Consider the following 12,622-nt stretch of genomic DNA (forward strand, 5'->3'; position numbering starts at 1 on the left):
TCTGTGATAAAGTTATGGTGACCCGGCACGCACATTGCTCCCCTGAGCAGTGTAGCGGATTTAGTTTGTATGAAGATGCACTTAACCATTTATTTATGAGATATATTTCTATGCTACTCTTAGGGATAGGACTATGCAGTACCACGGCTGCGCAGTACCAGGTAAATCCCATCTACGCTACATCTCCACGGCCAGCCCAGCCCGGAGCGGAACTCAGCAAATGTTTCGATGGCGATGTTGCCACCACTTATCACTCCGACTGGAGCCTGAACGCTATCCCCGATACCGTTGATTTTTACTTCAATGGCGTCAGCAACATCAACAAGATCGAATACGTTCCCAGAACCAGCGGCCTCAACGGCGTATGGCAGAAAGTAGCTCTCTACACACGCAAGGCGAATACCGCTTTCGTGAAAGTGGGAGACTATACCTGGGCAAACGATAACACCATCAAGGTGATCAACCTCCCCGGCAGCGGGGCCGATACGCCTGCCTATGTACGCTTCGTTGTTACACAGGCTACCGGTAACTTCTCCAGCTGCGCGGAAATGAAATTCTGGTCGCCTAACCCGGCGGTTATTCCGGTAGACTGCTCCAACCCAGGCACAGGGCTTGCCGGCCTCATGGATACAAAGATGACGGTATCCAGTGCATCCGTATCCCCGGCAGCTAACAGTGCCGCCGAGGGGATCGATAAAACAACAGACAACAACAAGAGCACCTTCTACCACTCCTCTTGGGCAGGCGGCGGCTTCCCCATTACCATGACCTATAATCTGCAACAGAATAACCGGGTAGACTATATCGTATATACTCCCCGGCAGGATGGCAGTGGCAACGGGCATTTCGGGAATGTGGAAGTATGGTATAAAACTTCCAACAATTCTCCTGCCGTACTGGCCAAATCCGTTAACCTCGGTTTCAGCGGCACGCCTTCCCGCATCACGCTCACTACTCCGCTGGTGAATATCAAATCCGTTATCATTAAAGTACTGAGCGGACAAAGTAATTTCGCCAGCTGTGCGGAGATGGAGTTCTTTAAAAAGAATACCGCATCCGGCAACATTTACAGCACAATGTTCGACAGCCTGTACTCCGCGCTGAAGCCCGGCGTTACACAAGCCCGGATCGATACCATGTCTGTTCCGTTCTTTAAAACACTGGCACAATGCATCTTTAACCAGACGTACAATAAGAAATTCAGGTACCAGTCGTACCAGGTGTACAAAGATGTTAATACATTGGCCGCTTCCCTGAAAACTTCCACCTACAACCCTTTCGAAAACCCGACCGGCATTGCATTTAAAGCAGGCACCAAAGCCGTGCTGTTCGTAGGGCCCACCAATGGTATCACACCTTCGCTCAGGGTAACCGATTTCGGCAATGCTACCGCTATCACCGATCAGAGCTACGCACTGGCGGAAGGCCTGAATGTGATCGATATCACGGCAGACGGGCTTGGTTATATCAGTTACTATAATAACGATACCACGCTGCCCAATATCAACATCCACATTGCCACCGGCAGTGTGAACGGGTATTATAATCCGGTTACAGATACGGATACGGATTGGTTTAAGTACCTCACAAACCAGATCTATCCCACCCTCGATATTAAAGGCAAATACGTAAACCTGAACTATCACAAAGCCCCCATGCTGACGAACTCCGCGCAATCGGGCAGGGCACTGATCGAAGTGTACGACTCCATCGTTAAAACGGAGTACATCCTGATGGGACTGTTCAAGTACAACAAAGTGCCTAAGAATCATATGTTCGCATGGTCGGCCTACAACGGCGGATGGTATGCCGGAGGCTGGGGTGCGCATTTCGACCTCACATGGGGCGAACATGGCCTTACCAATGCGGCCGGTGTGGTAGAGTCGCCCTGGGGCATTGCCCACGAATTCGGGCACGTAAACCAGGTAAGGAACGGATTCAAGTGGACGGGCACCACGGAAGTAACCAATAACCTCTATTCCGTTTGGGTCGATTACAGGATGGGCACCTCCTATCCCGGCTTCTCAAGGCTGGAGAACGAAGCAGTTTCGCCGGACGATGTGCGCCCCGATATCACAGGCGGCCGTATGAATGGCGCTATCCTGCACAGCTGGGTGAAGAAGAGGCACATCATGTCCAACCCCGATGTATTCAAACGGCTGGTGCTTTTCTGGCAGCTGGAATTATACTATCAGGCCGCAGGCGCCAGCAAAAACCTGCCCACCTTACAGCAAAGGCTCACCGGTACACCCGCTCCCGGAGGTACGCAACCCGACGTGGCTTTCTGGCTGGGCGATATGCTGGAGAAAGTACGCAACACCAATGAAGCAGGGCTCACCAATAAAGACTTTATCTTAAACTGTATCATCAACACCTGCGATGTTGTGAAGGAAGACCTTACCGACTTCTTCATAAAATCAGGCCTGCTGGCTCCGATAGATGAACTGGTAGAAGACTATTCACCCGGACAGATTACCATTACCCAACAGGAGGTGACGGCTACTATCAATGCCATCAAAGCCAAAAACTACCCGGCTCCCGTTTCCCCGGTGATCAATTACCTCTCTGCCAATAGCGTGAATTCGTTCAGACTGCTGCAGCCCGTTACCGGTACCGCCGGTACAGGCGTTACCTACAGCAACAATGTGGTAACTGTAGCCGCCGCTCAATGGCAACACGCCGTAGCTTTTGAAACATATAAAAATGATACGCTGGTAGATGTGGCCATCAACGGAACTGGCAGTAACGATAACTCCTTCACCAAAGTGCTGTATCCTGATACTGCCACGGCAGTTTATGCAGTAGGCTATAATGGCGAACGGAAACTGGTATACCCTGCTGATGCACTGATCACCAGCATTGAAACACCTGAAAAAGCTGCGGCAGACCAGTCAGGCGTCCGTGTATTCCCTAACCCTGCCGGTTCTTTTGTGTATGTAGCGCTGGATGGAGATGCAAAGAGAGCTAACGTGCAGCTGCGGGTAACGGATATGGCTGGTAATGTGGTGAACATCCGTGAGGCAAGAGGTGGCGAAACCGTTAAACTGGATTTATCGAAAGTACCGCCTGGTATGTATCTCGTGCAGATCGTAAATAAGTACGGTACTACCACCAGGAAAATCATCAAACAATAACGGTTACCGGAACGTATAAAAAACAATCAAAAAATAAAGGCCGTCTCATTCAGTTGAGACGGCCTTTCTTATTATGCATCGGGCTTCTGTCCGTTGCCTTTGAATATCTTCTTTACCGCGCGGCCCAGTTTATGGAAGTTGCGCAACTGCTCCTGGATGGGCATGAGCGAAATATCTTCGTCCTGCATACCCGGCTCGCTGTTTTCGGCAGTCCGCTGTTCGGGATAGATGAGGATAATATTGTTCTCCTTGAAATGCCGGCTCATTTTTGCCGGTACCCCTTCCAGGTATTGCTGGAAGGAAAGTGTGCCCCTGCGGGCCAGTACCACTACCATGAGATCGTCTGACGATACATTGCGGGCGATAACGAGGAAATCTTCCGGGTTTTCCAATATCCTGAAACCGATCTCCACACTTGCTTTAGCTTCTGTGATAAACTTCTCTATGGCAGTTTGGGTGTTCTTCCCGCAATAGGCTGTGATCTTAGCGCCTGCCTGCTTGGCCAGCAGCACGATCTTTTCCATGTAATGCAGGAAGCCTATTTCGTACTCCGCATTCCGGGGCAGAATAAGCACCAGCTTTTTGGTGGTATTGAGGGGCTGGCTGAAATGACACACGTATACCGTTTCCCACACGCTTTGCAGCACATTATCGGTAGTGGTGCCGAAGATGTTTCCGAAGATGCGGTCGGTAGCGCTGTTCTTCTCGCTCCATGCGAGGATCACGTCGGAGATCAGCAGTTCCTTCACCGCGCGGGAGATGCCGTCGGTCACATTGAGATCAACGCGGGTTACCACCTGCAGGTTGGTTTCCGAAGCAGCAGCGTGGATCAATGCTTTTTCCATAGTTTTATTACTGAGGTGGATCTTTTCGCGCGCCTCTTCATCGTCCTGCACTACCACCAGCGGATACACGGGTGCGTTGTTGCCAGGCTGCTTCACCATCATGGCAAAATCCAGTAGTGGCTCCATACGTTCGGGCTGGGCGATGGGGATGAGGAAGCGTTCCGGTCCGCCGGAGAACTCCGGTTTACGGTCGGCTTCCACAAGTGCCAGCTTACGGCCGGCGCTTTCGGTAACAAAGGAACTGACCATGCAGGTAACGAGGATCAGCACCACGGTACCGTTCAGTACATTTTCGTTGATGATCCCCATATTAAACCCTATCAAAACTACGGCGATGGTGGCGGCGGCATGCGCACTGCTGAGGCCGAAGATCACGTTTCGCTGGGTGGGCGTGTAGCCGAACACGAGCTGTGTGAAGAAGGCCGCCAGCCATTTGCTCAGGAGCGCCATGGCAGTAAGGGAACCGGCGATGATGAGGGCTTCAGGGCCTTTGAGCAGCACCTTCAGGTCCACGATCATGCCTACCGATATGAGGAAGAAAGGAATGAAAATAGCATTGCCCACAAACTCCACCCGGTTCATAAGCGGTGAGGTATGAGGGATGAGCTGGTTGAGGGCCAGCCCGGCAAGGAAGGCGCCGATGATCCCTTCCACCCCTGCCAGCTCGGCAAGGAAAGCGGCAAGGAAAACGAGTGCCAGTACAAATATGAAGTGCGAAGTTTTATCGTCTTTTATCTTCTTAAAAAACCACCGGCCTATCATGGGGAAGCCCCACATTACTACCACAGCGAATATGGTGAGGGAAATGCCCAGCCGTAACCAGAATGCTGTATTGAGGTTTCCCTCCTGCGCACCGGTGATGATGGCCAGTATCAGCAACACTGCGGTATCTGTAATAATGGTGCCCCCTACTGCTACGGTAACGGCCTCGTTCTTGTTGATGCCCAGGCGGCTGGCCAGCGGGTAGGCTACCAGCGTATGGGTGGCGAACATGCTGGAGATGAGGAGCGTGGCCATGAGGTTAAAATGCAGTACATAGGTACACAAAACATACCCCAATGCCAGCGGTATAAAAAAGGTGAATGCGCCGAATACAGCGCTGCGGTGCCGGTTCTTACGGAACTCCGTCATATCCAGCTCCAGGCCGGCAAGGAACATAATGTACAGTAAACCCGCATTCCCGAACAGCTTGATGCTGCCCTGCTCAATAATCCTGAAACCATGATCTCCAATGGCCATGCCCGCCAGAATAAGCCCGATGATGCTGGGGATGCGGAACTTCCGCAGGATGATGGGCGCCAGCAGGATAATAAATAAAACCAGACTGAAAATGGGCACCGGGTCTTTCAGAGGCAAACTCATATTCAGGAGTAAAACCAATCCTTTCATCTATTAATTTTTACATTCCAATGGTTGATGTAACCTCGCACGCTCGGTTTCATGGCTGTTAATTTACAACCATTCCTGCAAACTCCCGGACCAATGCAAAAAAATGTAACTTTACAGAAATATTGAACCGAACATGGATTATACGGGAACAGGCGTATCCGTTCAGGAAGCGGAGGATGTGCTGGTAGAAACCGCGGAAGAATTCCCTTTCAGCCTGGTAGTATGGAATGATGAAGTAAATACCTTCGACTGGGTGATTCTGTCGCTCGTTGAAGTTTGCGGGCACACGGAAGAACAGGCAGAACAATGCGCCCTTATTATTCATTACAACGGTAAATATGCCGTAAAGAAAGGTTCCCTCACCGAACTGAAGCCCATGTGCGAGGCCCTGCTCGACCGTGGCATCAGCGCCACCATAGAAGAAACTGTAGCATCATAAATGCCCCTCTATTATCTCCCTGAAAATGAGCTGTATTTCCCCCCGGTATCCATGTCGGAGCCGGACGGGCTGCTTGCCATCGGTGGAGATTTGACTCCCGAACGCCTCCTCCTCGCTTACCGCTCCGGCATCTTCCCCTGGTACAATCGTAAGCCCATCCTATGGTGGAGCCCCGATCCCCGCTTTGTACTGTACCCGGATGAAATCAAAGTATCCGGCAGCATGAAGCAGGTCCTTAAAAAAGATACTTTCCGCATCTCTTTCAACGAATGTTTCGAAACCGTGGTAGACCGATGCCGTACTGCACCCCGCGAAGGACAGGACGGTACCTGGATCACCCGCGATATGCTCCGTGCCTATACCACCCTGCACAAACAGGGATACGCCATGAGCGTGGAATGCTGGCAGGGTACAGAACTGGTGGGTGGATTATACGGCGTCAGAATAGGCCGCTGCTTCTTCGGGGAAAGTATGTTTGCCGCAGTAAGCAATGCCTCCAAAGCTGCGTTCATCACCTTTGTACAACAATACCGTACCCAGCTGGCAATTATCGACTGCCAGGTACATACCCCTCACCTCGCTTCGCTCGGCGCACGGTTCATCAGCCGCGTCTCTTTCCTCGACACGGTACAGCGGAACCTGGATTAATCTGAATTATTTACGCTTTTTGGTAAACGTGCCTTCAAACGCACATTTAATGCCGCGGTAGGCACCGCAGGCGGTTTCGCTGATGGTAATCTGGCTGTTGGAGAATTTGAAGTCCACAATGCAGCCCGATTGCTTGTCGCGGAACTGTCCGGTAGTAGCGGTCGTGAAACGCCCTGTTCCATCCAGCTCACCCACACAGGCACCCTTATCACGGGTGAAGTGAATGAAGAAGAGGAATTCTTTGTTCGTTTCTCCATCACGGATGGAAACGATGTTGCCTTCGCCGGCAGTATAGTTGGCAGAATACTTATGCTTGCGCGGAAGGGTATCGATGGGATTGAAAAGCCCCGTTACGGAAGGCTCGTTGGAGTTGGTGAGGATGAGGGCCATGCTGCCGTCGGGGTTTGCGGCAAATACATCTTCCCGGGCTACGGCCGTTCCTGTTTCGGTGATGATGCGGATATTCCCCTTTTTATCTACGGAGAACCCTGTTTTCTTGCTGCCACCCGGTATGTAACGGGCTACTAAGTGCCGCTGCAGGAAGGCGCCATTCTTATCATAAAAGCACATCCACGCCGCTTCACCCGATTTGGCACTGCCTTCTACAAGATAGAGCTGCAGATCTTCCGAAAGGCTCACTTTACCGATGGGCCAGAATTTAGGCTTCTCCGCTGCTCCGAAAATGCCCTTCGCCAATGTATCGGGGAGGAACTGTTTCAGGTAACGGGGTTTGAAAGCCAGACTATCCGCCTGTTTCTGCTTCAGCGAATCGGCATTCCACCGCAGCGCTTCCGCAGTGGGGAACTTCCCCGAGAAGTCCGCAAACGTCAGTTCCCGGTCATCTTCGCTAATAGTTTTTTTGGATTTGCAACCTGCCAGTAAGCCGGCTGCCAGAAACAGGATTAGAATGCTCCGCATAGTGATTTGTCGTAATTGGGCGAAAATTAGTCATTAATTCCAAATTTCTTCCTGTTCTTTTACTTTCCCGATATTTTATTTAGATTTGTCTAAATAATATTTTAGAGGATATGAACTTGACGGTAGCGGAAGAGAATTACATTAAGAGTATTTACAAACTGCAGGACGGGAACGCGGTAGTCAGCACCAACGCCATTGCCTACGAGCTGGATACCAAGCCGGCATCGGTTACGGACATGGCAAAGAAGCTGAAAGAGAAGAAGCTGATCGATTATGAGAAGTACCAGGGCATCAGTTTAACCCCTGAAGGCCGTAAAATAGCCCTGCAGATCGTACGCCGCCACCGTTTATGGGAGTGCTTCCTGGTAGATAAACTGAGCTTCAGCTGGGACGAGGTGCATGAAATTGCCGAGGAGCTGGAGCATGTCAGGAGCGAGAAGCTCATTACCCGCCTGAGTAATTTCCTGGGTAACCCCACAACCGACCCTCATGGCGACCCTATCCCCGATGCACTGGGGCGTATTTCCAAAAGCCAGCCGCTGGTATCCCTCGATAAAGCAACGGCAAGGCGGCTGGAAGTGGCCGGTGTATCCGACCAGTCATCCTCCCTGCTCGAGTTCCTCAATGCCAAGGGCATCCGGCTCGGCACCCAGCTCGATATTATAGAAAGATATGAGTTTGATAACTCCGTAGAGGTCAAGATCCGTAATCAGCCCGCTTTTACCCTCAGCGAACAGGTATCGAAGAACATCATGGTAAAATCATTGTAAACCGGCAGCATGCACACGCAGGAATCAAGCGCCTCACTCAGCGAAGTTCACCAGAGTATAGACACCACCCGGCACCAGCCCTCCAAATGGAAAAGGATACTGGCCTTTTTTGGTCCGGCCTACCTCGTTTCCGTTGGTTACATGGACCCCGGTAACTGGGCTACCGACCTTGCGGGCGGCAGCCGGTACGGCTATACCCTCCTCTGGGTGCTGCTGATGAGTAACCTGATGGCCCTGCTGCTGCAAAGCCTCAGCGCCCGGCTGGGTATTGTACGCGGCCGCGATCTGGCACAGGCCAACCGCGAAACCTATCCCGCCCCGGTTAACTTTATATTATACATCCTCGCAGAAATCGCCATCGCCGCTACTGACCTTGCGGAAGTTCTGGGCATGGCCATCGGTATTCAGCTGCTGACCGGGCTGCCCCTGATGTGGGGCGTTAGCCTCACCGTGCTGGATACCTTCCTGCTGCTCATCCTCCAACGCTACGGCATCCGGAAAATGGAAGGGTTTATTATCACCCTGGTAGCCATCGTAGGTACCTCCTTCCTCTTTCAGCTGCTTATTGCCGAACCACCGATGGGCGAAGTGGTAAAGGGTTTGGTACCTGCCCTCCCCGACGACACTGCCCTGTACATCGCCATCGGTATTATCGGTGCCACGGTAATGCCGCACAACCTGTACCTGCACTCTGCATTGGTACAAACCCGCAAGATCAGTAAAACTGAAAGCGGCATCCGGCGGGCGTTGCGTATCAATTTCGCGGATACGGCCATAGCGCTGAACCTCGCCTTCTTTGTAAACGCCGCCATCCTTATCCTCGCCGCTACCGTATTCTATAAAGCCGGGCATACCGACATTGCCGACCTGCACGAAGCACACCGCATGCTGGAGCCCCTGCTGGGCAGTAAAATGGCCCCCATCCTCTTTGCGGTGGCCCTCATCGCCGCCGGCCAAAGCTCTACCGTAACCGGTACCCTTGCCGGGCAGATCGTGATGGAAGGTTACCTCCGCCTGCGCATCAACCCCTGGCTGCGCCGCCTTATTACAAGGCTCGTGGCTATCATTCCCGCACTGATCGTGATCATCGTTGCGGGTGAAGAAAAGATCGGGGAACTGCTGGTATTCAGCCAGGTACTATTGAGCCTGCAGCTGGGCTTCGCCATCATCCCCCTCATCCATTTCGTGAGCGATAAGCAAACCATGGGCGCCTTCGCCATCAAGCCCATCGTGAAAGCTGCCGCATGGCTCATTTCCAGTGTGCTGGTATATCTCAACATCCGCATGGTGTACAATGAGGCAGAAGCGTTTGTAACGTCCGATAATCCCTGGTGGGTAGACGGACTTATCATCCTCGTGATCCTCACATTCGTATTCCTGCTCATCATCACCATCATATACCCCTGGCTGAGCCGCTATCGTAAAATGCGCTCTGCACAGATGCACCCTGCAAATATCTCTCTCGGCAGCCTCGAGAAACCGGTATACAACCGCATTGCCATGGCGCTCGACTTCTCGCAGCAAGACGAGCAGGTGATTGCCAATGCTCTGGCGCAGGGCAACCCGCAAACCGAATACGTACTTATTCATATCGTGGAAAGCGCCTCTGCCCGTTACTTCGGGAAAGATGCCCACGATTTCGAAACGCAGAAAGATCAGGAACAGCTCGATACATACATCCGGCTACTGGCGCACCGCGGCGTAAAAGCTATCGGGCAGCTGGGGTACCGCCACCGTGCCAAAGAAATTGCCCGGATTGTAACCACCGAAAAGGCCGACCTTCTTGTACTGGGCGGCCATGGCCACTCCGGACTGAAAGACTGGCTGTATGGAGAAACCGTGAACTACGTGCGGCATAAGGTTCACATTCCTGTACTGGTCGTACAATAAAAAAGTAATAAACGCATGCGCAACAACGTACAACCCGGAGATGAAAGGCGTTTCAGCCGCCTGGTCCGTCCCGAAGATTGTGCTGCTTTCGACAGCGGCCATGTACATCCCGTATACGCCACCTTCGCCCTTGCACGCGATGCAGAATGGTGCGGCCGCCTGTTTGTGCTGGATATGAAAGATGATGAGGAAGAAGGTATCGGCACACACATAACGGTAGAACATCTCAGCCCCGCGCCGGAAGGCACTACCGTGGAATTTACCGCCATTGCCGAAAGCATCAACGGCCATGAGATCATCTGCTCCTACGAAGCCCGCTGCAACGGGAGGCTGATTGCCAAAGGCCGGCAGGGACAGAAGATCCTTAAAAAAGAAAAACTGGAACGGCTGTTCCAGTCTCTCTCAAATGCAAAATGAATATGTAAAGAAACGCTATAATCCCAGTACTTCTTTCAGTTTTGGATACCCCGTTTTACTCACCATCACCTTGCTGCCATCGCGCAATATGGCGAGGTAGCTTTCTTTCTCGTAAGGGTCTATCCGCGTGATCTGCGCAATGTTGAGGATGTACGACCGGTGTACACGGATGAATTGCTGCGGGTCCAGCATTTTCTCGAACCAGGCCATGGTCTTATTCTTCAGGAACGATCCCTCTCCCGTTACAATCTTCACATAATCATCCGCCGCTTCGAGATAATGGATGTCGGGCACGGGAATGATTTTAATCTTACCGTTTATTTTTACCACCACCCTGTTTTGCTGCATGGGCATTTCGCGGGAAGCATTGTCGAGCAGCTCGGGCGATACTTCTGTACGGCGATCCAGCATTTTCTGGAGGGCTTTGCCAAAGCGGTCTTTGGAGAAAGGCTTCAGCAGATAATCTACGGCACTTACCTCAAAAGCACGGAGGGCGTATTCCTCGAAAGCGGTGGTGAAGATGACCTGCGGCAGCTTGTCTACCAGCTCCAGCATTTCGAACCCGTTGATCTTGGGCATCTGTATATCGAGAAACAGGAGATCGGGCTGGTGTTGTTGTATGGCTTTGAGGCCTTCGAAGCCGTCGTTGCACTCGGCCACTATTTCTACCTGCGGAAAGTCGCGCAGGTATTCCCTGACCAGTTCACGTGCCAGGGGCTCGTCATCTATGAGAATGGTCTTTATCATGCTGTTGCGGTACTTTAATAAGTGTGGTAAAAAGGTTGCCTTCGGCGGAAGTTTCCAGCAGATCCTGCCGGGCAAATAACAGATACAGCCTGCGGCTGATGGAACTAAGGCCGAAGCCTGTTCCCTTTCTTGCAGATTGTGTCAGCTCCGCATCAAAAGGATTGGTTACGGAAATGAAGAGGACATCACGTTCCTGCCAGGCACGTATCCGTATGTTGATGGCATCGATGGTATCGTATAATCCGAACTTGATGGCGTTTTCCACGGCAGGCTGCAGGAGCATGGGCGGGATGTGCAGCTCTCCAGCGCCGGACTCCGTTATCACCTCAGTGGTGAGGCGGTGGCGGAAGCGTACCTTTTCAATGTCGAGGTACAGCTGGAGGTATTGAAGCTCCTCGCGCAGGGGTATCCAGCTTTGATCTTCACGTTTGAGCGTTCCGCGGAGGAAGTCGCTCAGCTGCTGAATCATCTGCCGTGCTTCTTCCGGCCGGATGGAAACCAGTGCGTTGATGGAGTTAAGACTGTTGAAGAGGAAGTGCGGCTGCAGCTGCTGGCGGAGCTTATACAGTTCCGCTTCGCGGGCCATCTTCTCCGCTGCATCTTTCCTTGCCAGTGCCTGCCGCTGATCTTCCATTTCGTAGAGGAAGAAGCTGAGGAAGCCGGTGCCGGTGAGTACGAGCCACCCCAATGCGAAGCGTACGGGTGCGGTGTCTGACAACCATTGCACATACACCGTGTCTTTCGCGAATACTGTTTTCAGGATAACAAGGGTCAGCAGCAGCCAGAGTACGGAGATAACGGCGGTGAGAACGGCCACGTACACATAGCGTGTTCTCACCGGCCGGTAGTAAGCCTGCATCTGGGTGATGGCGGCCACCGCGATGAACAGGAGGATATTATGAATATTGGCGTCCATCCAGGCGTTGGGCCCGTCTACCCCCAGCCAGTAGTGGAGGATGAAACCATGCAGCATGGAAAACAGGCAGCAGGCAACGAGGAACGACCAGCGGAAGGGCTTTTCTTTTAGAAGATGCGTAGCCAATGGTGATCAGATTACCGGATTAAACATTCAGTTCAAACATCTTCTGCGATTGCAGCTGTGCTGCTTTCATTTGCAGGAGCGCTACATAGCTGTTGGCATTGTCGGGCTCCTCCACGCGGGAGTAGATCTCCATACCGTCTTTCAGCTCGTCGAGCGCCAGCAGCTCAGGCACATTGATGTAGCGCCATTCTACCAGCTCTTCGCGCTGGTTACGGAAAGCATACTGTTCCTGCTCTCCGATCTGCACAGCCTTCTTCCAGGCTTCAGGCTTGCTGGTGGCGCTGATGAGGCGCAACTGCTCGTCGAATTGCGGAAGGTGATCGCCTGTGCCGCAAATGATCTGATATACGATCTTGGCAACGTACCAGTACATGTTAAAAGGT

Annotated in this window: 11 protein-coding genes; 6 read left to right on the forward strand and 5 right to left on the reverse strand. The window is 52.2% G+C overall.

All coding sequences use genetic code 11. The features are described 5' to 3' along the window. The first annotated feature begins 95 nt into the window (after window positions 1-95). Window positions 96-3,134, forward strand: a complete 3,039-nt coding sequence (locus DEV76_RS09280) for a M60 family metallopeptidase (RefSeq protein ID WP_198651994.1) — start codon at window positions 96-98, stop codon at window positions 3,132-3,134. Between the two features lie 71 nt (window positions 3,135-3,205). On the opposite strand, the gene DEV76_RS09285 is transcribed toward DEV76_RS09280, so the two are convergent. Further along, window positions 3,206-5,368 (reverse strand): cation:proton antiporter, encoded by a 2,163-nt coding sequence (locus DEV76_RS09285; RefSeq protein WP_109697597.1) that lies wholly within the window; start codon window positions 5,366-5,368, stop codon window positions 3,206-3,208. Window positions 5,369-5,501: 133 nt separating this feature from the next. Here DEV76_RS09285 and DEV76_RS09290 point away from each other — a divergent pair, with 133 nt between their 5' ends. Together DEV76_RS09290 and aat are read left to right on the forward strand one after the other, a co-directional pair. Continuing rightward, window positions 5,502-5,807, forward strand: a complete 306-nt coding sequence (locus DEV76_RS09290; RefSeq protein ID WP_109697598.1) for an ATP-dependent Clp protease adaptor ClpS — start codon at window positions 5,502-5,504, stop codon at window positions 5,805-5,807. After that, window positions 5,808-6,455: a leucyl/phenylalanyl-tRNA--protein transferase gene (gene aat / locus DEV76_RS09295; protein WP_109697599.1), complete on the forward strand. Its 648-nt coding sequence runs from the start codon at window positions 5,808-5,810 to the stop codon at window positions 6,453-6,455. A 6-nt stretch (window positions 6,456-6,461) separates the two neighbouring features. Here the strand turns inward: aat and DEV76_RS09300 are convergent, their stop codons facing one another. Continuing rightward, window positions 6,462-7,373, reverse strand: a complete 912-nt coding sequence (locus DEV76_RS09300) for a hypothetical protein (RefSeq protein WP_109697600.1) — start codon at window positions 7,371-7,373, stop codon at window positions 6,462-6,464. Between the two features lie 110 nt (window positions 7,374-7,483). Between DEV76_RS09300 and DEV76_RS09305 the strand changes: the two genes are divergently transcribed. Genes DEV76_RS09305 through DEV76_RS09315 form a run of 3 tightly spaced genes read left to right on the forward strand, consistent with a single transcriptional unit; the run spans window position 7,484 to window position 10,450 of the window. Beyond that, window positions 7,484-8,143, forward strand: a complete 660-nt coding sequence (locus tag DEV76_RS09305; protein ID WP_198651995.1) for a metal-dependent transcriptional regulator — start codon at window positions 7,484-7,486, stop codon at window positions 8,141-8,143. A gap of 9 nt (window positions 8,144-8,152) precedes the next feature. After that, window positions 8,153-10,033 (forward strand): Nramp family divalent metal transporter, encoded by a 1,881-nt coding sequence (locus DEV76_RS09310; RefSeq protein WP_109697601.1) that lies wholly within the window; start codon window positions 8,153-8,155, stop codon window positions 10,031-10,033. A 15-nt stretch (window positions 10,034-10,048) separates the two neighbouring features. Beyond that, the gene (locus DEV76_RS09315; RefSeq protein ID WP_109697602.1) at window positions 10,049-10,450 is read left to right on the forward strand and encodes a thioesterase family protein; all 402 of its coding nucleotides are present in this window, start codon (window positions 10,049-10,051) and stop codon (window positions 10,448-10,450) included. Between the two features lie 15 nt (window positions 10,451-10,465). Here DEV76_RS09315 and DEV76_RS09320 read toward each other — a convergent pair whose 3' ends face one another. Genes DEV76_RS09320 through DEV76_RS09330 form a run of 3 tightly spaced genes read right to left on the reverse strand, consistent with a single transcriptional unit; the run spans window position 10,466 to window position 12,612 of the window. Beyond that, a complete protein-coding gene (locus tag DEV76_RS09320) occupies window positions 10,466-11,197 on the reverse strand; it encodes a LytR/AlgR family response regulator transcription factor (RefSeq protein WP_109697603.1) in 732 nt (243 codons plus the stop codon). Next, window positions 11,172-12,239: a sensor histidine kinase gene (locus DEV76_RS09325; RefSeq protein WP_198651996.1), complete on the reverse strand. Its 1,068-nt coding sequence runs from the start codon at window positions 12,237-12,239 to the stop codon at window positions 11,172-11,174. Before DEV76_RS09325 ends, DEV76_RS09320 begins: the two co-directional genes overlap by 26 nt. A gap of 19 nt (window positions 12,240-12,258) precedes the next feature. Continuing rightward, complete coding sequence (locus tag DEV76_RS09330; protein WP_109697605.1) at window positions 12,259-12,612, reverse strand: DUF4288 domain-containing protein; 354 nt, start codon at window positions 12,610-12,612, stop codon at window positions 12,259-12,261. Window positions 12,613-12,622: the final 10 nt, after the last annotated feature.

It is taken from the genome of Chitinophaga deserti, assembly GCF_003149455.1.
Lineage (GTDB): Bacteria > Bacteroidota > Bacteroidia > Chitinophagales > Chitinophagaceae > Chitinophaga > Chitinophaga deserti.